Genomic DNA, 26,849 nt, shown 5'->3' with positions numbered 1-26,849 from the left:
TGGTTAATGCTAAACGACCTTAGTTACTGCGGCTTGTTCAAAACTTGCCATATCATTATAAAAACCCACTGCTGCTTGAATGAGCGGTAAAGCTAAAGCAGCCCCAGTACCTTCTCCTAAACGTAAGCCAAGATCTAATAGTGGTTTTACAGCCAGCCATGCCAGCATTTTGTCGTGCCCTTGCTCTCCAGAGCAATGAGCAAAAATCATGTAGTCTTTCACTACAGGGTTTATTTGCACAGCAACCATGGCGGCAGCGGTACAAATAAAGCCATCAACGAGTATAGTCATACCTTGCTCTGCTGCAGCTAGCATGGCACCCGTTATTTGCACAATTTCAAAGCCCCCTAAGCAAGCCAGTAATTGTATGGGATCTGCTAGTTTACTTGCATGTAATTTAAGCGCCTGTTCAACCACTTGCTGTTTTTTAATAACAACCTCAGCAGATATACCCGTACCTTTTCCCACTGTGTCTACTGCTGAGAGTTGCATAATGGCAGCCATAATCGCTGACGCAGCGGTAGTGTTGCCAATGCCCATTTCACCAAAGGCAATTAAGTTACAGCCGTTTTCCTTGGTTTTTTTGATCAAAGACTTCGCTTTGTTAAAACCTGCTGTAACGGTTGCTTCCGTCATCGCCATTTTTAGGTGTAAAGGCTGCGTAATACCGCCTAATCTTTGGTTAATTACATTTAACTGTGGCGCTGGCTTTTTCAAAATACCTGCATCAACTACACTTAATTGCCAGCCTAGCTGCCGACAAAATACACTAATGGCTGCACCGCCTGTAGCAAAGTTAGCCACCATTTGCCCTGTTACTTCACTTGGGGCAATAGAAACACCTTCAGCAGCAACACCATGATCTCCCGCAAAAATAATAAGCGTGGGTTTATCAATAGTTAATGGGACAAGTAACGTTGATGATTCAGGCTGCTCTGCGCTAGTTGCCTGTACTCGTGCTAAAGCTTTGGCAAGGGTTTCTAGTTGCCCTAGTGCTCCTAAAGGTTTCGTTTTACCGTCAATAGTGGCTTGAATTTGCTGATCAAAATTATTGGTTATCGGCGTAATTTTAAATTGCATGTTTGTCTATTTTTTTTATTTGTTTTGTTTATATGATCGGGAATACCAATGGCTTTTGTATAATTGCTCTAGTGAAATAATTTATGCGATAAGCCTTTGCATAAATTACAACACAATTTTCGGCCAAACTTTTCCACCTTCATCCCGATATAAAGTTACTTTAATCAAACTGGCATAAGATACGTCAATTGCGTGCATATGCACTGTGCCTGGCATAGGTAAATTTAACATTCTAGCAAGTAAATGTTTGATCACACCGCCATGGGTAAAAACCAGAGTATTATGGTGGTTGTTATTTGCGCAGAAACTTAGCCACCAGCTATCAACACGGTTAACAAAATCAGCCATTGTTTCACCATTAGGCGGCTGATTATGCCAAGGGTTTTGCCAAAAATCACCTATTGCGCTGGTGTTGGGTTGTTTATCTATTTGCCATAAAGCTTGATAACTTTTACCATCCCAGTCGCCAAAGTCCATTTCTTGTAATTTATTTTCCACCTCTAGTGATAAATTTTGTTGCTGGCAATAAATATTAGCTTGCTCATAACATCGAATTAATGGTGAGCTAATACAGCGATCTATATTGTTTAGCTGCTCTGTCGCCCGTGCTATTTGCTCAATCCCCACTGCTGATAAAGCCACATCTGTTTTACCGGCTAAAATTCCTGGTGTGGCAATTTCACCATGGCGTAATAGATAAAGTGTACTTTCACCTAAAAGTGCCTGTTTTGATATTTTCTTTTCCAATACTCATCACCCATCGTTGCGAATATAAAAGCCTAATAAAACAATTTAAATAAAAAATTATATTAAGGGAACTTTTTAAGATTTGATCACTCTTAATAAGTGTATGTTTTATTTCCCTTAGTGTTTTATTTTTATGCGCCTATGTTAATAGGCGCATTTTTTTTGCCAAAAATATACTTGTCAGTGGTCTTTAGCTGCACTCTCTTCTGCTACCTTATCGTTTGCCTGCTTTAATCGTACCGGCATTTACAGCAATCTTACTATTTATTTGCCTTTTTTATTGATTAATTTGCTATGACAGTAAAATTATTTTATCTAACGGTTGCCCCCCTTATTGTTATGTTATAACATATCAAACAGTAAGCGATACAATCATAATACTGGTGAATAAAATGCGAAGAATATCAAAAATAGCGGCCTTAATAGGCTTGCTATTACCGACTAGTTTATTAGCACAGTCGATCCAAGGAGAAGTAAGGAATAACAATGGCCAAGCTATTGCTGGGGCAGCTGTACGCGTTGAAGGTACAGATAAGGTAACCATCACAGATGAAAAGGGCCGCTTCGTTATTGACGGCCTTATTTCTGGCATGAATGAATTTCATATTACTGCGTCAGGTTTTGCGCACCTTCATCAAGATATTGTTTTGTCTGACGATGAAACAAAAACCTTATCATTGGTGTTAACCCGTTCACCTATTGAAGTAATAGATGTTGTTGCCACACCTATTCATATGTCGGTAATGGAATCTGCAGCACCAGTGAGTGTGCTTTCTGGCGAAGCATTACGTCGACAGCAAGCCGCTACGTTAGGCGATAGCCTAGAAAAGTTACCGGGTGTACAAACTAATTTTCATGGCAATGTCGCAAGTACACCGATTATTCGTGGTTTAAGTGGCCCTCGCGTAATGATTGCGCAAAATGGCTTAGACGCGAGTGATGTGTCAAGAGTGGGCCCTGACCACTCTGTTGCTTCTGAAGCGTCTACTTCTCAACAAATTGAAGTACTTCGCGGCCCAGCAACTCTATTCTATGGTAGCGGCGCTGTGGGTGGTGTTGTCAATGTGGTTGATGGCCGCGTACCGTCAGACAGCACAACACAAGGTGAGTGGTTACTTGAAACCAACTCTGTAGATGATCGTAAACTCGCGTCATTTAACTTAACCACAGGCACTGAGTCATTTGGCTTTTATGCTGATGGCTATTGGCGTGAGTCAAACGACTATGAAGTCCCCGTAGCTGCCGAGATAGACGAAGACGGGCATGAACATGCAGAGGAGCACAACACGGGCAAGTTTACTGTGGATAACAGTGCTGAAAAATCGAATGGTTTTACTTTAGGTACAAGTTACTTGTTTGACCAAGGTTATATTGGGGTTGCTGTAGAACAGTTTAACCGTGAATATGGTGTACCTGGTCACTCGCATGGCGACGAAAGCGTATATGCTGACTTAGAACAAACGCGAGTGCAATTGCTAGGTGAATATAACTTTAAAAATCAATTTATTAAAAAAGTAAAATTAGCCTCAGGTTTTACTGATTATGAACACGCCGAAATAGAAGGCGGCGTAGTAGGAACATTATTTGAGAACCAAACCCAAGAAGTAAAATTGGATGTTACCCACAATATTTTAAACCACTGGAATGGCGGCATTAGCTTTCACTTTAAAAATAGCGATGTAGCAGCACAGGGGGCCGAGGCTTTTACCCCTCCTTCAAAAGCACAGACGCTCGCTGTAGCCATCATGGAAGAAAGACATTTTGGCGATGTATTGTTGCAACTGGGTGCGCGAGCTGAACAGGTAAAACTCACCGCAGATAACGTGTTACTACCTACTTTAGAAGCCCATCACCACGAAAGTGAAGACGAGCATGACCACGCACACGACGAACAAACAAGCAGTACGCGAGTATTCGCTGTTGATCATAAGTTCACCCCGGTAAGTTTATCTGCAGGTTTAGTGTGGGACTTTACACCGGGCTACAACCTAGGGCTTTCGCTTTCGCGCTCTGAACGCGCACCGTCAGCGTCTGAGTTGCTGTCGTTTGGCCCACATATTGGTACTAGCTCTTACGAAATTGGCGCCTTGTTTTCAACCCATGCAGATAGTGGGTTAATTGGCTTATCAAACAAAGTAATTGACCTTGAAACCGCCAACAATATCGACTTAGCGTTTAGAAAAACACAAGGTGAAATCGCCTTTGTCTTTAATGCTTTCTATAATCAAGTCGACAATTACTATTATCAAGCTGACACTGGGCTTTATGCTGAAAGTGGACACGACCACGGTGATGAGGGGCACGATCATGACGAGCATAGCGATGAATTGCCGGTTTACCTTTTTCAAGCGGATGACGTAGTACTACACGGTTTTGAGGCACAAGTGGCTTGGCAAGTTAGTGATACTTTTAAAACAACCGTATTTTCTGATTATGTCCGCGCTAAATTAAAAGACGGTGGTAATTTACCACGTACACCACCACTGCGATTTGGCACACAATTTAGCTACGAAAATGAAAAGCTTAGTGCACACCTTGATATTACACGTTATCAAGATCAAAGCGATACGGCTGAATATGAAATGCCAACCGATGGTTACACCCTGGTAGATGCTAGCGTTTCTTACGACTTAGACCTATTAAATCATGATGTTGCGCTGTATTTAAAAGCAACTAATTTAACAGACACCGAAGCACGCGTGCATACCTCCTTTATTAAAGACATTGCCCCACGCCCTGGCCGTAGCATTGCTATTGGCATTAGAGGCTACTTCTAATAAAAACACTCATATCAATTTAGTAAAATTGACCAATTAAGGAAAATTATTTGTGAAAAAATCATTCCAACTTAACCTGATTGCGGCTTCTATCGCTGCCTTATTTCTCAGTGGCTGTGGCGATGCAGAAACAAACATCATTGAGAAAGAGCCAATCTCTGTGCCTGACGACCATGACCATGACCATGACCATGATGACGAATATACCATAGAGTCATTAGGACGATTAGCCGTGTTACCTGCACAGGGTAATACAGCAACTGTTTATGATTTAGACCAAGGTGATTTACTAGAGTCCTTCTCATTGATTCATGATGACAATACTTTAACCGCTTCAGCAAGCTACCGCTTTGCCGTAATTACTAATAGAGACAATGATTATGTTGGCTTTATTGATGGTGGCTTATGGCGTGAAGATCACGTTGCCCACCTACATGATTACCAACAAGCGCCTGTTATGAGTGAGTATCAACTCAATGGCAGTGCGCCTACGCACATCATGAAAAGTGATGATGACATGATTATATTTTATGACGGTGATGCAGACTCAGGTGTACCTGCGGCTGTTCAGGTGTTACAAGATACGGATATTAGCAGTGAAAAAAGCGAACTTGCTCATATTAATTACAGCATAAATATGCACGGTGTGGCCTTATCTCAGGATGATTATTTATTAAGTACTATTCGCCGTGACGCTGCTGATAGTACTTCTGCAGGAACCTTACCCGATCAAGTAGGTGTTTTTCATTTACATGGCACTGAATATGAACAAGAGCAAATTTTAGACCTAACCTGCCCCGATTTACACGGTGCAGCGCAAAATGATGACTATGTAGTTTTTGGTTGTAGCGATGGTGTATTAGTAACTCATGCACATGATGGAGAGTACGAAGCTGTTAAAATTGTGAATACCGAAGCCATTGGTACCTCCCGTATAGGTACTCTTTATGGCCATGAAGAAAGCAGCTCATTAATTGGTATTGCGTCAGACGCTTTAGTTGCCATCAACCCTAGCGTCAATACTATGGAAAAAATTGAGTGGCAACTAGCAGACGATGTTAGCGCTGTTTCTTATAGCTTTTCACATGAAGCAAAGTACTTTTTAGTCTTAGATAACACAGGCTACCTTAATATTCTTAACTCACACGCGCATGATGGCGAAGCACACTGGGAACTGGTGACGAGTTTAGATATTTCAACAGAAGATGTAACGACCATGCCTGAAGGCTTGTCTTTTAGTATGACTGTTGCCCAAAATGGTGATTACGTGTACGTTGCTGACCCTATAGCGCAACACGTGCTGCAAATAAACTTAGACACTTTAAGCATTGAAAAAGAATATGCGGTAGGGTTTTCACCAAAAGCACTCACTTGGCTAGGTATCGCTGAAGAAGCACATGATGATGACCATATTCACTAGTCACGCCGAGTAACTACGGACAGTTTAATAAAGGGTTTCAAGAGATGAAGCCCTTTTTTATGTCAATAATAAACTTATTACTTTATATTCATTACAATAGTAAACATTACTTGCTACAGTGCTTAATAGCTTCACAGGCATTAGCCAATAACACAACAAAAACATAAGGCTGAACCATAATTAACGCGTTAAGCGAAATGAATTTGAGAGCAAAATGAATAAAGTTGATAAAATTATCTTACATGCAGAACAACATTGTAAAAAAAATGGCACGCGGTTAACCCCTAAAAGAACGCAAGTGTTGTCATCACTCATTCAATCAGAAAAAGCCCTTTCTGCCTACGATATCATCGACTTACTTGAGCAAAACTTTGGTGAAAAAACACCAGCGATGTCGGTATACCGCATTTTAGAGTTTCTTGAAAAAGAACACCTAGTGCACAAGCTAAGCTTGGCTAATAAATACGTCGCCTGCTCTCATATTACCTGTGATCATGACCATGGTGTACCGCAATTTTTAATCTGTGGTACTTGCCACCAAGTAGAAGAAATACGCATTAATAAATCGATAATTGAAGGGTTAAAACAAAATATAGAGCAGGTAGGATTTCAACTGGTTAGCCCTCAACTAGAAATGAACTGTCTCTGTAAAAACTGCGCTGAAAAATAGCGCTACAATCACACTTACGCGCGAGTGACCTGCTTCAAGAAGCTCGCTTCACTACCACTTTATCTTTCACTCAACCTCGCTCCCCCCATATACCTGCTCTCGCCACCCTAACATAACCATAAATAAATCAATTTTTTGCTAGGGGAACAATTAACATCTATTGAAATTAACCACTAATTTTGGTTAAATGGGCAGGTGGCCTTACCAATATTATTAATTAATTAACTAAAAAGAGTGTATTCAATGTTAGAAACATGGCGATGGTTTGATGAAAACGATTCGATTTCTCTAAAAAAAATAGCACAAGCTGGCGCAAAAGGCATTGTTAGTTCTTTGAATGAAATACCTACTGGCGAAACCTGGCCTTTGAGTAATTTATTATCAAGAAAAGCAATGATAGAAGCGGCAGGTTTATCATGGAGTGTTATTGAAAGTATCCCTGTTCATAATGATATAAAAACCAGAAAAGGTAACTTTCAACAATTGATAGAAAACTATAAACAGTCCATTATCAATGCCGCTGAAGCAGGTATTAAAGTTGTTTGTTATAACTTTATGCCTGTGGTTGACTGGACCAGAACAAACCTAAACTTTCCAATAGAAAACACGGGGTCAGCATTACGTTTTGATATGGTTGACTTTGTTGCTTATGATATTTTTATTCTTGAAAGACCTAATGCCGCACAAGATTATTCAAGCGCGTTATTTCAAGAAGCACAAGCCTACTTCAATACCATGACCTCAGAACAAGCACGCTTACTTGAAGGGAATATTATTGCAGGCTTACCAGGGGGTGAAGGCTCTTATACCCGTGATTCTATTAAAGCAGCCATTGCTGAATTTATTGAGTTAGGCGAAGACGGCCTGAGAGAAAATCTTATTCTGTTTTTGTCAGAAATAGTGCCGGTTGCCGAATCTGTTGGGGTAAATTTATGTATTCACCCAGATGATCCACCATTTTCATTATTTGGTTTACCCCGCGTGGTTTCAACGCAAGAAGATATACGTAAACTATTTGCAGGCGTAAACAGCAGAGCAAATGGTTTAACCTTGTGTGCTGGCTCTTTTGGTGCGCGTGCCGACAACAACCTTGTTGCTATGGTCAAGGAGTTTGGCCCTAAAATTCACTTTGTGCACTTAAGAAATGTTATACGTGAAGATAATGGTTCTTTTTATGAAGCAGAGCACCTCGACGGTGACAATGATATGGTAGGTTTAATTGACGCATTATTGTCAGAAGAAGACAGAAGAAAAGCCTCAGGTGAAGAAATGAGCATTCCAATGCGACCTGATCATGGTCATTTACTCGATGATGAAGCAGACCAACCCGATGTTAAGCCTGGTTATTCTTATCTTGGCCGTTTAAAAGGTTTAGCGGAACTACGTGGTGTAATTCATGCAATATCACACCTAAAGCAAACACAACGCAGTTAGCAATATACAGCAATAAAGCCGACAGTTGCTTCGCTTCATTGACTGATATAACAGCAATGAAGTGAACAACTTTCAGGGTTTTTAACGCAACAAATATAAGGCGTTTACCTTAACCATGACGACATTACTCTCAAAAAACTCACAATTCAATAAAGATATACAAACAACGCAATACCCACCAACAAACACCTCGCCAGGCATAGTGCATATAGGCATTGGCGCTTTTCATCGCGCGCACCAAGCTGTTTTTACTGATGACTTATTAGCGTCTGGCGACACACAATGGAAAATAACAGCAGTTAGCTTACGCTCGCCAACAATTAGAAACATACTGCAACCACAAGATAATTTATATTCTGTGGTTGAGCGTTCTGTTGATAAAGATAATATTCGTATTATAAGTGCAATTGATCACGTACTTGTCGCGCCAGAAAACCCTCAAGCCGTGGTTAATGCTATCGCTGAACCCACAACAAAAGTTGTGACAATAACAGTGACAGAAAAAGGCTATTGCCGTGACAAAACGGGGCTTCATTTAGACAAGGATAATGCCTTAATTAAACATGACCTAAATAATTTAGCAATGCCTAAATCATTACCTGGTTTTATTGTTTCTGCTTGTCAAAAACGCCGCGTATCTAATGAAAAACTAACAATAATTAGCTGCGATAACTTACCGGCTAATGGCGACATTACCAAAGCTATTGTTATGGAGTTTGCCAACCATGTAGATCCCTCATTAGCGCATTGGATTACTGACAATGTGCACTTTTGTAACTCCATGGTTGACAGAATAGTCCCAGCAACCACCGATGAAGATATTGCGCAAATATCGACAATATTAGGATACCAAGACAATGGCGTGGTGATTACCGAACCCTTTAAACAATGGGTAATTGAAGATAACTTTGCCTCTGACAAGCCAAACTGGCAAAAAGCAGGGGCGATATTGGTTGATGATGTAACCCTGTATGAAGACATGAAATTAAGGCTTTTAAACGGGGCTCACTCTACATTAGCTTATATTGGCGCCTTAATCGGGTACGAGTATATTCATGAAGCAGTCAACGACGAACATTGCTTAGCCTTTGTAAAACTATTACAGCGCGAATTATTAACAACACTACACGATGTTCCCAATATAAACTTACCTGAATACGCAGCAACAATATTAACGCGATTTGCTAATAGCCGAGTACCTTACAAAACGATGCAAGTAGCGAGTGATGGTTCTCAAAAATTACCACAACGGTTGTTACAACCTGCTCAAGTTATTTTAGAAGCAGGTCGCGTACCTTTACCTATTTGCTTTGTTATTGCTTGTTGGTGCTACTTTCTCGAGGGAAAAAATGAGATGAAAGCGCCACTGGTCATTAACGACCCTCAAGCAGAAACATTAACAACGTTAGCAGTGCTGCATAAAGACAACGAGGTTAAGCAGGTAACCACAATTTTAGCAGCATCGGGTATTTGTCATAGTCAGCAATTAAATAATGACGCTTTTATTCACAGTATCGTCACATTTTTACGCAGTATTCATCAACAGGGTATCAAGCCGTCACTTATTGAGTTTCTTGCGACTAAATAATACAGGGTAAACAGCGTATAAACCTCACGAATAAGGGGGTACGCTGTACCAGAACCGCTCTTTTGTGCTAAAGCACTACCCTGATAGCCGACTTACTGATTACTTTTTATTACTTAAATCGTTGGCAAAATAATTGCTCGCGGCAACTGTTGCATTTTCAATATGTTTTTTCATGGCTTTTTTTGCTTTTGCTGGCGACCTTTGCTCTAAGGCAGCGACAATATCTTTATGATCTTGAATAGCAGGATGCACACCTTTTTCACGTAATCGAATGGCAAATGCTGAACTTAAATCTGACTGGCTTCTTAACTGCCATAGCCAGTCTACTACCGATAATATGGCGCTATTATGGCTTGCTTGCGCAATAATTTTATGAAACTCCCCGTCAGCTTTTTCAGAATTATCTGGACGCTTTTCTTCTTCTTCCATGTCAACAATCGCGTCTTTTAACTGCTTTATTTGCTCATCAGTAATATTTTTTGCGGCTAGGGCACACGCTTCTGACTCTAAAATAGCTCTAATTTCGAGAATTTCAAAAGGCCCTATACCCTTGTCTTCTAATGTAATAAAAGGTTTTTTTTGCGTAACATAAATACCCGAGCCTGTTCTAATTTCAATAATGCCTGAAAGCTCTAAAGCAATCATAGCTTCACGAATAGTTGGCCGGCTAACATTGAGTTTTTCAGCAAGATCTCGTTCAGAAGGGAGGCGACTTCCTGGTAATACCACCCCATCACTCACAAGCTTAGACAGTTGTTCTGCAACTTTCACATAGAGTCGCTCTGTCTTAATTACTTGTAATTCCATACATTTCCTTAATATAAATGTAAGTTCTCTGCGAACTTAGTCGTCAAATCACAACTATCACGAAACGCAATATATTACCAAAGTAAATGCTGTTTAGGGATAATCATTTAGATAATAAATTTAATTTTTTCTGGTCTATAAATTGTTTTTTATAGCAAGATCCATTATGGTAAAGTGGCTTGACCAATAGTAAAGTATTTAACAGACAAATTTAGAGTAAGTCAATTACCAATAAAGCTCGCTTTTACCTTTTTAATGAAATAAAAGCTAATGCAACGAGTAACAACCAATGGCAATGAACGAATGACAAAATTCAAAAGTAAATTTTCAAAAACTCTCGCCCTTTTCTTACCTGGCATCTTTCTTTTAGGTTTTAATATTGGCACAGGCAGTGTAACCGCCATGGCTAAAGCAGGGGCTACTTATGGTATGTCTTTATTATGGACTATTGTAGCTTCTTGTTTAACAACCTACTTTATGATCAATTTATATAGTCGATATACATTAGTCACGGGGGAAACTGCCCTGCAAGCCTTTAAAAAACATATTCACCCAGCCTTTGGTATATTCTTCATTATTGCACTCACCTCTGGGGTAACAGGTAGTGTAATGGGGGTAATGGGCATAGTTGCTGACATGTGCCATGCTTGGTCAAAAACGGTAGTTGATGGAGGCATTGCGCCCATCTATTTTGCTGTTTTCTTTATTTCGATGGTTTTTTATATTTTTTGGCATGGTAAAACACAGTTTTTTGAACGCTCATTAGCGGTAATTGTTGCCATTATGTCTGCATGTTTTTTAATAAACTTTTTTATTATGATGCCACCTCCTATGGAAATTATACAGGGAATGATACCCAATATTCCTGCCGTAACAGATGGAGACAAAGGCCCTTTTCTTGTTATTGCATCATTAGTAGGTACTACCGTTTTTTCCGGCTTATTCATTATTAGAACCACCTTAGTTAAAGAAGCTGGGTGGACTATTAACGACTTTGGTAAACAGCGAAATGATGCCATTGTTGCGGTAGTGTTAATGTTTGTGATCAGCGCATCAATTATGGCTGCAGCAGCAGGAACGCTTTATATTGAAGGTATAGGGCTAAGCAACGCATCTCAAATGATAAGTATTTTAGAGCCCCTTGCCGGTTCATTAGCAACGTCTATATTTGCTATTGGGATTATTTCGGCGGGTGTCTCGTCTCAGTTTCCTAATATTTTAATGTTGCCGTGGTTATTGTGTGACTACAACGAGTCTAAAAGAGACATGACTTTACCTAAATATCGAGTAATGGTGCTTATTATTTCGTTGCTTGGTTTAGTCGTGCCTGTGTTTGAAGCTCGTCCTATTTTTGTCATGATCATCTCACAGGCATTTAATTCCATTATTTTACCCGCCACGGTTGCAGGTATTTTTTATTTGACCAATAGAGCAGATTTAATGGGACAATATAAAAATACTCGAACAGCCAATGTGATTTTATTACTTATCCTACTATTTTCAATTTTCACTGCAAGCATAGGGCTTAAAGGTGTCTTTGAGTTATTGAGCTAATATTTATGAATAAAGAAATAAACGCGCTAGCATACGTGCCCCTAAAACAGCTAAACAATCGAGTGTGGAGAACATATAACGGTGGCGCTTTAATCGACCGCTGGAAAGGTGTTAGCCCAGAAATAGATGCTGACATGCCTGAACAATGGATTATGTCAACAATCACTGCTAGAGGCAAAGATCGACCTGAGGACGAAGGCCTCACTATGCTTAAAACCCCCCTTGGTGACATGAGTTTAAAAGACTTAATAGCATCAAATAAATCTTTATTTTTAGGTGAGCGTTTAGCCAATAAATTTGGTACAACTGGCGTATTGATAAAAATGCTCGACTCTAACGAACGACTTACAATACAGGTTCACCCAGATAAAAAATATGCTCAAGACATGTTTCAATCTAACTTTGGCAAAACCGAATCTTGGTATGTATTGAATACACGCGAAGTAGGTGGTGAAGACAGTGTAATTTATATGGGCTTTAAAGAAGGTGTCACCAAAGAGAAGTGGGCTGCACTTTTTAAACGCCAAGATATTCAAGGCATGCTTGATAGTTTACATAAATTTAATGTAAGCCCTGGAGACGCTTTTATGATTTATGGTGGCGTCCCTCATGCCATTGGTAGTGGCTGTTTTTTGATGGAGGTTCAAGAGCCAACTGATTACACCATGCGGGTAGAGAAAGTAACCCCTGCAGGGCTTGAAATAGCGGGCGTATCAATACATCAGGGCTTAGGCGAAGAGAAAATGTTAGACTGCTTTCATTATGATGCATGCACATTTGAAGAGGCGGCTAGACGTTGGAAGATAACGCCATCAGTATTAGCAGGCTCTGAGGATTTCACCTTAAAATCAGTCTTTAATGAAACCCATACAGACTGCTTTGGCCTGAAAGAGTTAGATGTAGACGGTAAATGCGCTATTAAAGGTAATGGTACTTTTTTTGTTGCGGTTATTTATTCTGGCGCTGGCACTATTCTATGTCACAATAAGGAATATTCTTTTAAACAAGGCGATGAAATATTTTTTTCTGCTGCCATTGAAAAGATAAGCTTTCATTCAGATGAACCGGCTAAAATTTTACTTTGTTACCCGCCTAATGTGCGTGATTAGTACCAACCTTAAGCCACTTATTTCCCAAACGGGTTTATTAATCCGTTTGGGTCTTAATGATAGCCACATCAATCTTTGTCTTGCTCACTTTAGTAACAATCATTAAAGATCTGGCTTAATACGCTTGTTTTCCTTACTTCATGCAAGCCAGAAAGTTCCCTAATAAAAAGTCTAAAATTAATCTAAAGACAGCTTACATATTTAGAAACAATTAGGCTGGTCTTAATCTACAAACAATGAAATTTATTGAATGCTTAAAAGGTCTTTTCAGTCACCCTCTTTTATAACCCCTTTTTACTTAACCTTATAGGCATTTTTTATCATGACACTCTTTAAACCCTTTCTAATTAGCGTGCTAATTTCACTGAGCTTTATGTCGGAAGTAGCACTAGCCAAAGATGTAAATATCGATGTAAAAATACAACCCAAAGTCATTTTTTTTGACGTTAACGAAACATTGTTAGATCTGGGTAATGTTGGTAAATCAGTATCTAAAGCACTCGGCGGACGAGATGAACTTGTCCCTTATTGGTTTACAACAATGTTGCATTACTCATTAGTCGGCAACATGATTGGTGAATACAATAGCTTTGGTGAAATTGGCATCGCCTCATTAGAGATGATTGCTAATCAGCAAAACATACCACTAACAAAAGAAGAAGCACGTAAGGCAGTACTTACTCCTTTTAGAGATTTAGCCCCTCACCCTGATGTAGTTGAAGGATTAACAAAATTACGTGCAATGGGTTATACCTTGATCACATTAACCAACTCGTCTGATGCAGGTATTGCTGCTCAACTAAAAAATGCCAAGCTAGCAGAGTATTTTGACGGTTCATTAACTGTGCAAAACTTACAAACCTTTAAACCTGACTTAAAAGTTTATCAGTGGGCGCAAGAGCGAATGAATGTTACTCCTGAAGATGCCATGCTAATTGCCGCGCATGCTTGGGATATAGCGGGTGCTGAAAAAGCGGGATGGCGCACAGGTTTTATTCTTCGCCCGGGCAAAGCGCTTTACCCGCTTGCCGGAAAACCAGACCTTACAGGTAAAGATTTATTGGAAATAGTTGACCAATTAGCAGCGAATAAAGCTGACTAACTTTATTCATTTAACTCGTATATATGTGCCACAAATCCTATTGTTGCACATATAATCAAATCACTAATTATTAATAAAGAAGGCAGAAATACACTCATTTACTATCACTTATCTTTACTTGGCACATAAATCAAACTGCCGTCTTCCATTTGATAAGTTTCTCCAGCCTTAGTGCCTTGCCCTTCGCCTATTTCACCATTAGATTCATAACGGGTAAGTTTTTCGCCATCTTTTACGGTTATTTTCATATCCACTTTACCAGGATTCTCAATAACAACAACGTCTTTATTAGAGAATGGACTTAAAGGATTCGCCGCAATTACTGCCAGTAAAATACCGATAATAACCAAAAACAAATCAACTAAATTAACCACCGACAGAATAGGGTCGTCTGCTTCGTCACTATCAAGAAAGCGCATTTACTTGCTCCTTCGCTTTACTTTCTCGCTCTAAATCACGTAATTCTTCTAACAAGAATCGACGTTTTACTGTCAGCACCGCAAAAGTAATACTCGCCGCAACCAAAGAAAGTATTACAGCAGAAAAAGCGACAACCATATTACTTGAAACTTCACTGACTTGACCTTCTCCTAATGCTAATAAAGCAGGGCCAATAGAAATCATCGTAGCAACTAGCCCTAACATTGGCGCAGTACGAGTAACAATACGTAAATTTTCTAAGCGTTTTAATATCCACAACTCTACATCATCACTGTTAAACGCCGCCAATGTCTGGCTAAAGTTTGCAACTTCAGACGCATAAGCTTTACGTTTACGCTGCCAACACTCCATGAGGAATGCTCCTAAGGCAAGTAGCGAGTAAGCTAACGAAATTAAGATTAATGACATGATGGGAAATAAGAAGAAACGTGTTAAATCGTATAATACACTTTCAAATTCGTTCATTTTCGGGTTCCTAAAGAGTTAATTCTGTGTTGATTCATTCGTTGCTGATGTATTACCCCCCCCATAATTAGCCCAAGCATAATTAAAGCAATGAATATACGAATAATATCTGACGATGTTTGTATAGGTTGTTCTGGCACTTGCTGCAAGGTTTGCCCTGCCACTGATTTACTACCACCGCTTTGCCCGGCATTCAGTCCATAACCGCCTACTAATTCAGATAAAAAGTCCGCTGTTTTTGGGGCTGCTTGATGTTGTGGGTTTTCCTCTAACAACTTTTCGTAGCGCATCGCTAGTGCCGTTTTTGCTTGATCACTTGCTTGCCAATAATCTTTACGAATTGCCTCTGCCATACGCTCAATAATTTGCATTTGGGCTATGGGTTGTTGTTCATCAAACCATTCGTTTAGACCTAATTCATATTTGTCTTCGACAAAAACCTCACTGATTGCTTCCCATTGATCGTTACGAATCATATCTGGCGCTGTTGCTTGCCAACCAAACACATTATTTACGGTATCTAAAATTTCTAATGCGCCAGCATAGCCCTCGCCTTGCATGGCGGTAATCCAATTAGGATTAAGATAGCGGGCTCGCATTTCTTCGCTAATAAAGTCTGCCGCGTTAACAACACGCCCGGTTGTTTTACGTAAGTCACTGACATATAACGCCGGTGACATTCCATTGATTGACCTTACCGCTGCAGCCATTCCTCCTAAAAATTCAAAAGGATGATCGGTTGATAACATGCCATGCAGATTACTTGACCGCGACATTATTGCGGCATCGACACCTTTCAATTGTTGACCAAATAAGTTGATTCCGTGGCCAACACTTACTCCCCAACCTTTGCGTCCATAGCCATATTGTAAACGTGCTAAATATTGTTCAGCTAATGCGCCATCACCTTCCCAAGAGGTTGAGTCCATCGCTAAACTCGTCACACCCGTGCCATAGTCACCAGGTTCATTACTAAAAATTCTAAGCTCAGCTAAGTCTTTGGCCTGCGCTTGAGTAATGCCCTTGCTCATTAGCTCAGTTTTCGTTACTTGTGCATTTAAAGCAATGACATTGCCGTCATCTAGATCAACTAACCGTGCAATAGCATCTGCCAACAAGCCCATAAAACCATCAAATTGATCGCGATAAACACTGGTTACCTGAATAACAACGTCGATACGTGAATGAGAAAGTTCAGCTTGTGGAATAATAGCAAGTCGACTAACTCGACCATTACGGCCCCAAACAGGTTTTAACCCTAAGGAACGTAATACTTGACCTTCAACAACCCCCATATGGCGCTGAGCCTCACCAGACCATAATGAAAAAGCAAGCTTGTCTGGATATTCTTGATGCTCTCTTTTATAACTTTCAATAAGCTGTTCAAGCATTGCTGCGCTGGCTTCATATGCCGACGGGGTAGGTATTTTAAGAGGATCAAAACCATAAAGGTTAGTACCATTCGTTGTTTCAGGCATACGCACAGGATCGCCCCCTAAACCCGCCGCAATAAAACCACCCTGTAGAGCTTTCAGTAATGCCGGTATTTCTTGATTATTAATAAGGTGTTGATAATTCAATTGCGCTGTTTTCAATAGCGCTATTAATGGTTCATTTTCTGTTGGTAAAACCCGACCAATAACGGCTTTCTTTAATAAAATCATTGCTTTGCTTTGTTTGATATTATCAATGTTTTTTGCTAAAAGCTCTTCGCCATTTTCGCCTGCGGCAATGAAGTAATCTGGCCCTAATTGTTGTAATACCGTCAACAATAAATGTTCCGACTCACTACTTTGTCCGTATGTATGTAAACCTAAAGGCGTAACCGTCGCTGCCAAGGCATGTAAATGGTTGTGCAATGCTTGATAAAAACTGTCAAAGTTAGCCTTTATTTGTTGCTCACTAAAACCCAGTTCAGTGTCCAACGACATATTTTTCGCTTGGGCTAATAACCTGGCTTGCACCTCATTCTTTACTTGCCCTTCTGATAATAATTCATACTCATGAACCAAGTCATGAATATCTAACAATTCTTTATATAACCCAGAAGGTGCAAATGAGGGTGTTTGATGACTAAGCGTTGTTGCACGACCGCGACGCCTTGCTTGTAAAGCTTCAGTGACATTATCTTGAATATAAGGATAAATAACCGGCATGTTACCTAAAGTTAAGAAAGGATAGTCATTGCTACTAAGTCCTCTCGCTTTACCGGGTGTCCATTCCTGAGTACCGTGTGTACCAAAGTGAATCAAGGCATCAGTTTGGCGTAATTGCAATGCAAGATACGCCGCTAAATAGTAATGATCTGGCGGTACTTTAGTATCATGAGTGTCTGCCCCGACTTTCCCCGATCGAGGTGGTTGCGGCATCACCAATAAACTTCCCCAACGCGCAGCGGGTATAATAAACGCAGATTTATTATTAATATTCCGTAAAGCCCAATGAGAATCAGGTTTTCCCCATTTATCAGTCACTTCTGTTTGAATCAATTCAGGTAGCTTCTCAAACCAAGCTAGATAATCATCAATAGAGAGGCTAATAGCCAAACCTTGTTGCCATAAATCGAGCAGTTTTTCAGGATGGTACAAACCGCCGAGTAATAACTTACCTTGACTAATAACCTCTTCCTCTGTTTTTGTATCGACTTGATATCCTGCAGCCGCTAAACCTTTAGTCACTAACGACACACTGGTTGGAATATTGAGATTTGAGGCTGACATGTTTTCTTCACCTGATGGTGTATTCCAAAACATCAACGCTAGACTTTTATCTTTATTAGGTAAGGTTTGTAAACGGACTAAGGCTTTTAATTTGCCTAGCAATAGAGATACTTGCTCATCAATAAGCTGTGCTTCACCATTATGTATTGCAGCGATAACGATGGGATCCGTCATACCCCAGCCTTCAGGCACAGCCATCAAAGTTGCAGCCGTATTCGACGCAAGCCCTTCTGGCGAAGACAACCAATCTTGCTCACTCCCATCGCGGTAAGTTAGCGCTTGCAATACGGGAACATTTAATTGTAAAAACTCGGCTTTGCGCGCTTCGCCATTTTGCATGTGGGTCATATTAACCATAACACTTGGGTTAGCATCTTGCCAAAATTGAGTTAACCCTTTATCTTCAGTGCTTTTAAACCACATAAGCACTGGTGTTAACCCTGCTGCTTTGGTGCGTACATACAAATCATCTAAAAAATTAGTTTGCATATCACGAATTAAACTATTAGAAATCACAAAACCAATAAGTGGTTTATCTTTTAGAGATACATCACTCGCTAAAAAATCAGTTAAGCTGGCATACACTACATTGGGTGTGTACACACCTTGCTCTTTTAGTTGAACAGCTGGTGCTAAGGTAATGCTGGTTTCACCATTGTATAACGTTGCCACAGCAGCAAATAAGTACTGATAGTTTTGCGTAGTTCCATTGGCATAATAACCAATGAAACTACGTGCAACTTGCGGTGATAGTTGACCAAAGCTTGGTCTACCACCACCGACTTGAATCCACGGTACTTTTAGACCTGCGGTACCTTCAGGTAATGCACCCTCCGCCGCTGCTCTATCTGAAGGTCTAGGTCCATCTAGAATAATTAACGCAGCACTATTGAGTTTTTGCTCTGATAGCACGCCTACATTTTGTGCATTCACATACTCAACCCTAACCCCGTAATCTTTGCTAATCAGTGCTAGTTGCTCAAATTTATCTGCTGAAACAAAGTTCGAAGCAACAACAAGTACTGTTTTTGAGGTATTAGCAAAGGTTGAACTAGCGATCAAACCAAGAAATAAAATAAAAACTTTACCCATCATTAAAAACTCACCTGAGTACCTAAATAAAGGGTACGACCTTGTTCAACAAATTCAAATTCCTCTGATTCATCAGGTAAATATACATCCGTTATATTTTCAATACTGGCACGTAATAACCATTGCGAATTCATTCGGTAGTTTGCGCTCAGGTGCAATAATTGATAACTCGGTAACTTGGCATCATCAAGGTATTGCTCACCAACATATTCTAAACGCAATTGCGTATCTACATTTTCAACTGGTTGCCAAACAATTTCCGCATAACCTGAAGTTCTAGGTTTATTTTCTAATACCCTATCTTCAGTATTATTACGTGCATCAAGGTAATTGACGTTAGTTGAAACACTCACTTTATTAGATATTTTCCAACCTGCGTTCATTTCTACACCCGACAAGGTCGCACTTTTAATATTTCGATAGTTACGCAAAGCACCACGGCCATCACACCCTGATATACAAAAAGTCTCAATCAGACCTTGTGCCTTTGTTTCAAACATCGTCGTCGTTACATGCCAATCCTTTTCACCATATCGTGCTGATAGCTCGTACGACTTATTTGTTTCTGGTTGTAAATCAGGGTTACCTACAATATAAAATAAACCGCCTGCGGCAGACGTTTCATATTCACTTGAAAGTTGCTTTAAACTCGGCGCTTTAAAACCTTCACCATAACCGCCTTTAATAACCCAATGACCTTGGCTCCAAACCAAATAAGCGCGCGGGCTTGACTCCCAACCATAGGCATCATGATGATCAAACCTTCCACCTAACAGTAGTGAAAATTCGTTACTTATTGCCCAATCATCCTGAATAAAAGCAGATTGCTGAATAGATTCAGTCTCGCCTCTAGTATTAACAACACTGTCTTTAAGGTTCTGACGTTGCCATTGACCACCAAACTGAAGATGATGCATATCTAGCGTAGTACCTAATTTAACATCAGCGATATCTTCTGTTATTTCACTTGGAGATGTGACTGATATGTCATTCGTTCGGGTGTTTTTACGATCAACTTTAGTGCGATAAACTCGAACACTTGAATCACCCCACGCCCAATTACCTTGATGCTGCAAAGATAATTGTAAACGGTCAACTTCATCCTTGAAAACATAATAAGTTGAACTTGAAATAGTATCCCGCCAGCGGTAATCATCAACCACAGCAACAGAACCATTTAACGTTTGATTTTCTGCTGCCGCCCAATTTATTTGCAAACGAACATTATCCTTTTTTTGCCCTTCGATATCTGATTGGTTTGGATCAACGCGGCTAGGAACATCCGTTTGGTATTCACGGACCGCGGACACTCTAACCGTTAAATCATCATTAATAGCACCCGATGTAGAGGCATTCACACTATAGCTTTTCGCTTCTTCATCAGATAATTGCTGACCACCATTTAATGCTAGATTACTACGCCATTCTTTACTGACTTTTTTAGTAATAACATTAATAACACCTCCCAACGCATCAGTGCCATAGAGTGCTGAAATAGGTCCGCGAACAACTTCAATTCGTTCAATGTCGTTGACTGGAATTGAACTAAGTTCAAAATTAGAATGAGCAATTAAATCTGTAGAGCCACCAACACGTTGGCCATCAATTAAAATCAAGGTTTGGTCTGAATCCATTCCTCTAATTTCAATACCTTTACGACCAAAACCTACCGCAGTCAAATTGAGACCGGTTTGTCCACGCAAAGCATCTGATAAATCCATGATCACACGTCGGTTTAAATCTTCTTGATTAATAACACTGATACTTGCTGGCGCGACACTGAGTAACTTCTCAGAAGAACTTGAAGTGACAACAATTTGTTCAATATTTTGATCAGCACTTGCTGCTTGAATGGATAAAGAGATAACGCTTAAAGAGAGTAAAGTTGGGATAAGTTTTTTCATAGTGATAGTGGCACTGCTACATAGTAATTTAACCAACAAACGTCGGTAAACAGGGTTAAAAAAGATGAATTTATAAACTCAAACGGGTAAATAAATTTAGTGAGTTATTAATTTATAGAAATAAATTCTATTTGATATGTTATAACATATCAATAGGTGTTCTTGCTAAGATCAAAAAAAAGATGCTTTTAGTTGATTAGTTAAATAGAACTTAGCCTGAGTGGCTTGAGGTACAACTACCCCATAATGAGAAAGATGTGAATATTAAAATTATAAAACAGAGGATAACAACAGAAATATTGAGCTAGACCTTGTGAACAAATTATTTACTCAATGTAGTAATGTTCAAAAAAGAGATAATTTCCGCAGCATAGGATGATAAGTGGCTATGTTTAAAGCATACAACCCTCTAGCTCTATGCTTTTTAATTTCTGATAAGTAGGAAATAACTTATAAACTTGGCATCCCTGCAAGGCTTTTTGATTGAGACAAACTGTAGAGAAGGAGAATCACTATTTTTAACCCTTGAGCAGGTTATCCAGTTCTTTTCTGGCTAAGTACTTGTCCATGGTTGAGCGCAATAACTTGTATAGTAAAATTGAGCCGTCAATTTCTTCTTTACGGTTGGTTAAACTTTCAATATTTAAACCTAATGGTAAATCATACGGCACTAGCGCATCTAATATCTGCTGTAAGCTATTACAACAAATACGAATAGACTCATACAAAGGTTTTTCTGCATTCAATATACGCAAGCTGGTTGCTTCTGGAACACGCACACCTAGCCAGTCAATAAACTCTAACGTTTTTTTACTGCCGCATGGTGAGAAGGTTAAAATAATACGCTGTGGCTTTAACCCCTGTTTTTGGCATTCAATAGCGTAACGAGTTAGCATGTCAATAGTGGCTTGTGGATCATAAATCGCTTGTGAAATAAAGAAGTTACAGCCTTGTTGATGTTTTTCTATTAAGCGTTGATGTTCATTACCTTTTTTAGCATGACGCTCAGCAATGGTTATGCCGCCAATAAAAAAGTTATTCTGGTTTTGTACCAGCGTTTGATAAGCTTCACCAAGCGGTAAGCTAATATCATTATTTTTTGATGGGCTCCCTACCAACACTACATCACGAACACCAAACTTGTCCCATGCTTCATCTGCCCAATTATTAAAGGCTGTAACGTCTGACTGCACCACACTTTTATAGGTGATCACTGGACGTTTTGATTTTTTGTTTAATAACGATGAATATAAGCGTGGATCATGGGTGCTTTTAAATGGGAAAGGACGAGGAACATTGGTTCTTGAATCTTCATCTTGAATGTCATAAATAATTAGCCCGTCAAAGTCTATATCGCTGACACGATCCAGTAATTTAGTGGCGATATCTTCTACTTGTTCAATAGGGGTATCACTTTTTGGCGGTGTAGTGCCAATAAAGTAAACACCACGGGAATTATCGTTATACCTAATTCTTAATTCTGATTCATTGTCTAGCATAATTATTTCGCAAGTTATGAGTGAAAGCCGATTTTAAAGAGGATGGCTTATTAATGAACAGCAGTATATCAGTAAATTTTATATTTTTAAATAGACGTTTAGCCGTCTAGAAGACAAAGTTTCGCTCACCTCATATATGAGTCACTGCCATATATGAGGTTAAATTAACGCTACTTTTAAAACTGGTAAGCGGCGGTTAATCGAATATCTCTTCCTGCTTCTTTAATCCCAACAATGCTTTCGTAGCCTTCAATATGGCCATAGTCTCCTACACTTCCATGGCTTCGATAAGATTCATCCAGCAGGTTTTGCACAGCCAAATCGAAAGTTAAATTGTCTATTGGTGAATATTTAACATAAGCATCCACTACTGTGTAACTCGGCTTATCAATTGTTTCAAGCTCAGTAAGCCATCCTAACTCAATAGAGCGATGAAACACTTCAATGTTATTTAAGCTGGCAACATAGTTGATGTTAACGCCCATTTCTAACGCATCAGTCATTTCATAATTAACATTTACGTTTAATGAATCACCTACTGCATTACCTAAACCACCATATTCATAGGCCGCTAAATCAACACCGTCTAAAACAACCGTGCTAAATCCTGATGCATCATTGGCATCAGGCCAAACAAATGGGGCATTATTCAACTCAACAGTATTGCTGCTATAACTAACGATTATGTTAAAATTATTGGTTTGATAACCAACCGCTAACTCAAAGCCGGTCGTTTCTAAGTCACCAATATTTTCATAAAAGACACCTTCGCTGCCTTTAAATTTATCAAAAACAACATCGCTAATTTCACTGATATACGCTGAAGCTTCAAAAATAAAGGTACCATCATTATATTCTAAACCAAGTTCTTGGTTGGCAACGTTTTCTGGCTCTAAGTTATTGTTATGGGTTAACTCTCCCACTGTGAACGCATCAGCAACTTGTCTGCCACGTAATGCTTCAGCATAGCTAGCAGACAATTTTAAGTTGTCGGTAAAGCTATAAGCCACACCAAAGTTGCTGCTAAAACCGTCTTGTTTTTTAGTTGAAAAGGTTTCGTTTGTTGTTATTGGATCCCCACTCGTATCCGTTTCAACAACCCAATTACCATCCACTTTTATCCAGTTGGCTGACTGGCCAACATGGTCTAGCTCGTAGGAGTCATGACGAATACCAAAACTAACGAGTAATTCATCATTAAGCTGCCAATGATCTTGCACATAAACACCGGTAACTGTCCCTTCTTCATCATAAATACCGCCAAACTCTTCATAAGATTGTGCATGTACTTTGTCAACTTTGCGTTCAACACCATAAGTTAATGAATGCTCACCTAAATCACTGGTATTACGGATATCAAAACCTGTGGTTTCTATTGAAGCATCCCAAGTGTACAACTCACGTTTAAATGATGAGTCGGTTTGATAGAGTGTAGTTTCTAAATTAAGTAAATCACTTGCATACCAAGTGTGGTTGAGTACTATGGTTTCACGCTCACCCCAAGATTCAAATAAAGGGTCGCCTGCTAGCGGCGCCCAGTTAGTTTGCTTGCCAAATTTTCCTTCTTCTTTACGCCTTTCATAACTAAGGGTCAGTATTTGGTTTTCGGTTAAGTCAGCATTTAGTTTTACAAAGGCGAGTGTTTGATCAGCCCCAGTGCCAGGAATTTCTTCACCGTCACCGTCGTCCATATTATCGCGGCTAACGTTAACAAAGGATGCTAAAACACCAACCTTTTCTGTCACTTTACCGTATAAAGAAATGCTTTCTTTATGACCACTATTGGTGAAGTAACTTGCTTTAGCCATACCGCCAAACTGCTCATTTTCACTCAGTAAGTTATCCGCACTTTTGGTTTTAAAGCGAATAGCACCACCAACGGCTCCGGTACCAGCTGTTGCTTCACCTGCGCCCGCTTGTACTTCAACACTTTGTAATAATTCAGGTTCAATTGATACACGGCCAATATGATGGAATAACGTGCTGGTTTGTGGCGCACCATCAACAGTTACATTAATCATTGAGTCTTCTAAACCACGCACATAAATTTTTTGCGCGATACTTAAAGAACCACCCACAGTTACCGCGGGGGTTTGGCGAAATATATCAGCTAAATCATGTGCCTGATATTTCTCAAGCTGATCTGGTGTGATGTTGGTGTTAGTCGTTGCACCAACTACAACAATTTTTTCAATCGCTTTTACTGCCGCTATATTTTCTTGTTCATTAGCATATACGCTTGTATGTAAGGTGGCTGCGGCAACGCTGGCACTAACAAGTGCCTGACGAAATACATCTTTTTTCTTTGGTGTAAATAACATGATAAGTTCTCTGTTGTTTTGTTAATGAGAATTATTACCATTTAAACCAGCTATTCATACAACTTTTACATTTGTTACATTTACGTAATAGGAATTATTATCGTTACCACAAGACCGCCTGCTTGATGATTTTGCGCAAAGATGTCTGCCCTAACACTTTTTAAAAAGCGCTTCGCTAGTGCTAGCCCCAAACCAAAACTGTCACTGCCTTCTTTACGTGAATTATCCACTCGAAAAAACGGCCTGAATATTTTATCTAAATATTGCACTGGTACGCCAGGCCCTTGATCAATGACCTCAATGCAATAATGACGAGTTTGCTGGCTTAATTTTACCCCTACTGTCTTACCCGTAGGGGTATAACGTAACGCATTTCGAATAATATTTTCTAATGCCGGACACAGCGCTTGGTGATTACTGTTACTAATAAGTGCATTGTTAGGTGTTTCAAGTATTAATTCTCGGTCTGCAAATTCAAATTTAGCATCATCAATAACAACATCTAATAAATCTACTAAGTCTACCGATTCACGCTGAATAATAGGTTTTTCATTCTCTAGCCAAGCAAGTGTTAACGTGTCTTCCACTAATTTGCGAATATAGGTCGACTCTCTTGATATGCGTGCAAGGTGTTGATGACTATTGTCTATTTCAAAATTATTTACGGCAATATCTAAGCGAGTTAATGGGGTACGTAATTCATGTGACAGATCTGAAATAAGTTGTCGCTGATTAGCAATTAATTCGCCAATACGGCTAGCCATTTGATCAAAAGTAGACGCTAAATGAGCAAGTTCGTCATTTCTGCTGCCTAGCAATTTTCTCACTCTAACGTCAAAATTTCCTTTACTAAACGCCGAGGTCGCTTTGTCTAATTGATGTAAAGGCGTGATAATATGTCGATACAGCCATGTAGCAAGTAAAACTAATACTGCTAAAGGTAAAATTATTTGTAATACGATTCGGGTAGTTAACCAGTAAGCGCCCGGCCTCATTCTATCGGGTAACTCTATTAAAAAGCTGGCGTTAGTGTCTAAAAACTGCAACTCCATTGTTGGGTTATGTTCAAAATATAAATGTATTTTCCAATCAATATTACGCCCAAAGTGTTGGCCTGTTATTAACTCTTCGCTTAGTTGGTCACCGGCAATATGCTCAACTGCAAAACTCGCTACCGCCACCCATGTATTTTCTTTTTTGTGTAAGGTGTCTAACCACTGGTTTAGACGCTTCTGGTCACCTAATGAATAAAGACGTTCGGCTTCTGCACCCCACGCTTTTAATTGCGTACGATCTTTTTCGGCAATAAAGCTCATGCCTTCTTCCGCTTTAGAAGTTAGCACGCTTACAATATAGAAAAAAGCAACGAGTCCGGTAGCAATAATTAAACATAGTTTCCATAGATATTGCCTATTCATTTAAAACAATATCCTTTGCCATGCACTGTTTGTAAACGTTCACCTAACCAATTAGCTTCAGTAAGTTTTCTGCGTACTCGACTTAAGTGCATATCTAAACTGCGGTCGTATACACCGAGTTTTTTATTTAATACCGCTTGATATAAATCTGCTTTACTAATAGTTTTATCCTGCTGTGATATTAACTCCCACAGTAACTTAAATTGTATAGGCGTAAATTCAACCTTCTCACCATTTACCTTAATGAGTTGTTTAGCTGCATTAAGTGTTAAGCCATCAACACTTATTTCAGTTGTGTTGTTTGGCAATACTTTTAGCTGGCTTCGTCTAAGTAAACCTTCTATTCTTAGCAATAACTCTTGGCTATTAAAGGGTTTAGTTACATAATCATCTGCACCATGAATTAGCCCCAAAATTCGCTCTTCTTCTGCCCCTTTGGCAGAAATCATAATCACCGGTTGTTGGCTCGTTTGTCTTAACGCTTTTAATACAGAAACCCCGTCTAATTTAGGTAACATTTTATCGAGCAAAATAAGCTGATGCTGCTGTGTTTGCGCCAGTTTCAGCCCTGAAACACCATCAAAACATTGCTCGACTAGGTAACCTGTCTTAGTAAGGAGATCAGCAAGATAATTATTTAGAATACTGTCGTCTTCAATTAACAAGACTTTTATTTTTGACACAATGTAAACACGACCCAA

Annotated in this window: 19 protein-coding genes; 8 read left to right on the top strand and 11 right to left on the bottom strand. The window is 39.5% G+C overall.

Annotated elements, in window-relative coordinates; translation table 11 throughout:
• Positions 1–9 precede the first annotated feature (9 nt).
• Together cobT and AC0UA9_RS13175 are read right to left on the bottom strand one after the other, a co-directional pair.
• Positions 10–1,080 (bottom strand): nicotinate-nucleotide--dimethylbenzimidazole phosphoribosyltransferase, encoded by a 1,071-nt coding sequence (gene cobT, locus AC0UA9_RS13180; protein WP_475660565.1) that lies wholly within the window; start codon positions 1,078–1,080, stop codon positions 10–12.
• A 105-nt stretch (positions 1,081–1,185) separates the two neighbouring features.
• Positions 1,186–1,827 (bottom strand): histidine phosphatase family protein, encoded by a 642-nt coding sequence (locus AC0UA9_RS13175; RefSeq protein ID WP_475660564.1) that lies wholly within the window; start codon positions 1,825–1,827, stop codon positions 1,186–1,188.
• Positions 1,828–2,219: 392 nt separating this feature from the next.
• Between AC0UA9_RS13175 and AC0UA9_RS13170 the strand changes: the two genes are divergently transcribed.
• The 5 genes from AC0UA9_RS13170 to AC0UA9_RS13150 all read left to right on the top strand — a co-directional run bounded on the left by AC0UA9_RS13170 (position 2,220) and on the right by AC0UA9_RS13150 (position 9,716).
• The gene (locus tag AC0UA9_RS13170) at positions 2,220–4,604 is read left to right on the top strand and encodes a TonB-dependent receptor (RefSeq protein ID WP_475660563.1); all 2,385 of its coding nucleotides are present in this window, start codon (positions 2,220–2,222) and stop codon (positions 4,602–4,604) included.
• A gap of 52 nt (positions 4,605–4,656) precedes the next feature.
• Complete coding sequence (locus AC0UA9_RS13165) at positions 4,657–6,024, top strand: 5-methyltetrahydrofolate--homocysteine methyltransferase (protein ID WP_475660562.1); 1,368 nt, start codon at positions 4,657–4,659, stop codon at positions 6,022–6,024.
• A 214-nt stretch (positions 6,025–6,238) separates the two neighbouring features.
• On the top strand, positions 6,239–6,694 hold the full coding sequence (locus AC0UA9_RS13160; protein WP_475660561.1) for a Fur family transcriptional regulator: 456 nt from the start codon (positions 6,239–6,241) through the stop codon (positions 6,692–6,694).
• Between the two features lie 243 nt (positions 6,695–6,937).
• Positions 6,938–8,128 carry a mannonate dehydratase gene (gene uxuA, locus AC0UA9_RS13155; RefSeq protein ID WP_475660560.1) on the top strand — a complete coding sequence of 397 codons (1,191 nt, stop codon included), beginning with the start codon at positions 6,938–6,940 and terminating at the stop codon, positions 8,126–8,128.
• A gap of 115 nt (positions 8,129–8,243) precedes the next feature.
• The gene (locus AC0UA9_RS13150; protein ID WP_475660559.1) at positions 8,244–9,716 is read left to right on the top strand and encodes a mannitol dehydrogenase family protein; all 1,473 of its coding nucleotides are present in this window, start codon (positions 8,244–8,246) and stop codon (positions 9,714–9,716) included.
• A 99-nt stretch (positions 9,717–9,815) separates the two neighbouring features.
• Here AC0UA9_RS13150 and AC0UA9_RS13145 read toward each other — a convergent pair whose 3' ends face one another.
• Complete coding sequence (locus AC0UA9_RS13145; RefSeq protein ID WP_475660558.1) at positions 9,816–10,523, bottom strand: FadR/GntR family transcriptional regulator; 708 nt, start codon at positions 10,521–10,523, stop codon at positions 9,816–9,818.
• A 303-nt stretch (positions 10,524–10,826) separates the two neighbouring features.
• Between AC0UA9_RS13145 and AC0UA9_RS13140 the strand changes: the two genes are divergently transcribed.
• The 3 genes from AC0UA9_RS13140 (at position 10,827) to AC0UA9_RS13130 (ending at position 14,288) form a co-directional block, all read left to right on the top strand.
• Positions 10,827–12,077 (top strand): Nramp family divalent metal transporter, encoded by a 1,251-nt coding sequence (locus AC0UA9_RS13140; protein WP_475660557.1) that lies wholly within the window; start codon positions 10,827–10,829, stop codon positions 12,075–12,077.
• Positions 12,078–12,082: 5 nt separating this feature from the next.
• Positions 12,083–13,186 (top strand): type I phosphomannose isomerase catalytic subunit, encoded by a 1,104-nt coding sequence (locus AC0UA9_RS13135; protein ID WP_475660556.1) that lies wholly within the window; start codon positions 12,083–12,085, stop codon positions 13,184–13,186.
• Positions 13,187–13,508: 322 nt separating this feature from the next.
• The gene (locus AC0UA9_RS13130; RefSeq protein WP_475660555.1) at positions 13,509–14,288 is read left to right on the top strand and encodes a haloacid dehalogenase type II; all 780 of its coding nucleotides are present in this window, start codon (positions 13,509–13,511) and stop codon (positions 14,286–14,288) included.
• A 104-nt stretch (positions 14,289–14,392) separates the two neighbouring features.
• Here AC0UA9_RS13130 and AC0UA9_RS13125 read toward each other — a convergent pair whose 3' ends face one another.
• The 8 genes from AC0UA9_RS13125 to AC0UA9_RS13090 form a co-directional block, all read right to left on the bottom strand.
• Positions 14,393–14,707 (bottom strand): DUF2149 domain-containing protein, encoded by a 315-nt coding sequence (locus AC0UA9_RS13125; RefSeq protein ID WP_475660554.1) that lies wholly within the window; start codon positions 14,705–14,707, stop codon positions 14,393–14,395.
• On the bottom strand, positions 14,694–15,194 hold the full coding sequence (locus tag AC0UA9_RS13120) for a MotA/TolQ/ExbB proton channel family protein (protein WP_475660553.1): 501 nt from the start codon (positions 15,192–15,194) through the stop codon (positions 14,694–14,696). The genes AC0UA9_RS13125 and AC0UA9_RS13120 overlap by 14 nt, the downstream gene beginning before the upstream one ends.
• Positions 15,191–19,009, bottom strand: a complete 3,819-nt coding sequence (cobN, locus tag AC0UA9_RS13115; protein ID WP_475660552.1) for a cobaltochelatase subunit CobN — start codon at positions 19,007–19,009, stop codon at positions 15,191–15,193. Before cobN ends, AC0UA9_RS13120 begins: the two co-directional genes overlap by 4 nt.
• Positions 19,009–20,910, bottom strand: coding sequence for a TonB-dependent receptor domain-containing protein (locus tag AC0UA9_RS13110; RefSeq protein WP_475660551.1), 1,902 nt, complete (start codon positions 20,908–20,910; stop codon positions 19,009–19,011). Before AC0UA9_RS13110 ends, cobN begins: the two co-directional genes overlap by 1 nt.
• A 518-nt stretch (positions 20,911–21,428) precedes the next feature.
• Complete coding sequence (locus AC0UA9_RS13105; protein ID WP_475660550.1) at positions 21,429–22,409, bottom strand: hypothetical protein; 981 nt, start codon at positions 22,407–22,409, stop codon at positions 21,429–21,431.
• 176 nt (positions 22,410–22,585) lie between these two features.
• Positions 22,586–24,730, bottom strand: a complete 2,145-nt coding sequence (locus AC0UA9_RS13100) for a TonB-dependent receptor domain-containing protein (RefSeq protein WP_475660549.1) — start codon at positions 24,728–24,730, stop codon at positions 22,586–22,588.
• A gap of 80 nt (positions 24,731–24,810) precedes the next feature.
• Positions 24,811–26,148 carry a HAMP domain-containing sensor histidine kinase gene (locus tag AC0UA9_RS13095; protein ID WP_475660548.1) on the bottom strand — a complete coding sequence of 446 codons (1,338 nt, stop codon included), beginning with the start codon at positions 26,146–26,148 and terminating at the stop codon, positions 24,811–24,813.
• The gene (locus tag AC0UA9_RS13090; RefSeq protein WP_475660547.1) at positions 26,145–26,831 is read right to left on the bottom strand and encodes a response regulator transcription factor; all 687 of its coding nucleotides are present in this window, start codon (positions 26,829–26,831) and stop codon (positions 26,145–26,147) included. Before AC0UA9_RS13090 ends, AC0UA9_RS13095 begins: the two co-directional genes overlap by 4 nt.
• Positions 26,832–26,849: the final 18 nt, after the last annotated feature.

It is taken from the genome of Colwellia sp. F1 (genome assembly GCF_056238625.1).
Note: the sequence above shows the minus strand (reverse complement) of the source record. Positions and strands in the feature narration are given on the sequence as shown.

Bases quoted from the DNA above. Each gene is read 5' to 3' on its own strand.
- cobT (WP_475660565.1), bottom strand. From the start codon at position 1,080: ATGCAATTTAAAATTACGCCGATAACCAATAATTTTGATCAGCAAATT.
- cobN (WP_475660552.1), bottom strand. From the start codon at position 19,009: ATGATGGGTAAAGTTTTTATTTTATTTCTTGGTTTGATCGCTAGTTCA.
- AC0UA9_RS13100 (WP_475660549.1), bottom strand. From the start codon at position 24,730: ATGTTATTTACACCAAAGAAAAAAGATGTATTTCGTCAGGCACTTGTT.
- AC0UA9_RS13125 (WP_475660554.1), bottom strand. From the start codon at position 14,707: ATGCGCTTTCTTGATAGTGACGAAGCAGACGACCCTATTCTGTCGGTG.
- AC0UA9_RS13135 (WP_475660556.1), top strand. From the start codon at position 12,083: ATGAATAAAGAAATAAACGCGCTAGCATACGTGCCCCTAAAACAGCTA.
- uxuA (WP_475660560.1), top strand. From the start codon at position 6,938: ATGTTAGAAACATGGCGATGGTTTGATGAAAACGATTCGATTTCTCTA.
- AC0UA9_RS13120 (WP_475660553.1), bottom strand. From the start codon at position 15,194: ATGAACGAATTTGAAAGTGTATTATACGATTTAACACGTTTCTTCTTA.
- AC0UA9_RS13095 (WP_475660548.1), bottom strand. From the start codon at position 26,148: ATGAATAGGCAATATCTATGGAAACTATGTTTAATTATTGCTACCGGA.
- AC0UA9_RS13130 (WP_475660555.1), top strand. From the start codon at position 13,509: ATGACACTCTTTAAACCCTTTCTAATTAGCGTGCTAATTTCACTGAGC.
- AC0UA9_RS13140 (WP_475660557.1), top strand. From the start codon at position 10,827: ATGACAAAATTCAAAAGTAAATTTTCAAAAACTCTCGCCCTTTTCTTA.
- AC0UA9_RS13105 (WP_475660550.1), bottom strand. From the start codon at position 22,409: ATGCTAGACAATGAATCAGAATTAAGAATTAGGTATAACGATAATTCC.
- AC0UA9_RS13145 (WP_475660558.1), bottom strand. From the start codon at position 10,523: ATGGAATTACAAGTAATTAAGACAGAGCGACTCTATGTGAAAGTTGCA.
- AC0UA9_RS13110 (WP_475660551.1), bottom strand. From the start codon at position 20,910: ATGAAAAAACTTATCCCAACTTTACTCTCTTTAAGCGTTATCTCTTTA.
- AC0UA9_RS13170 (WP_475660563.1), top strand. From the start codon at position 2,220: ATGCGAAGAATATCAAAAATAGCGGCCTTAATAGGCTTGCTATTACCG.
- AC0UA9_RS13150 (WP_475660559.1), top strand. From the start codon at position 8,244: ATGACGACATTACTCTCAAAAAACTCACAATTCAATAAAGATATACAA.
- AC0UA9_RS13160 (WP_475660561.1), top strand. From the start codon at position 6,239: ATGAATAAAGTTGATAAAATTATCTTACATGCAGAACAACATTGTAAA.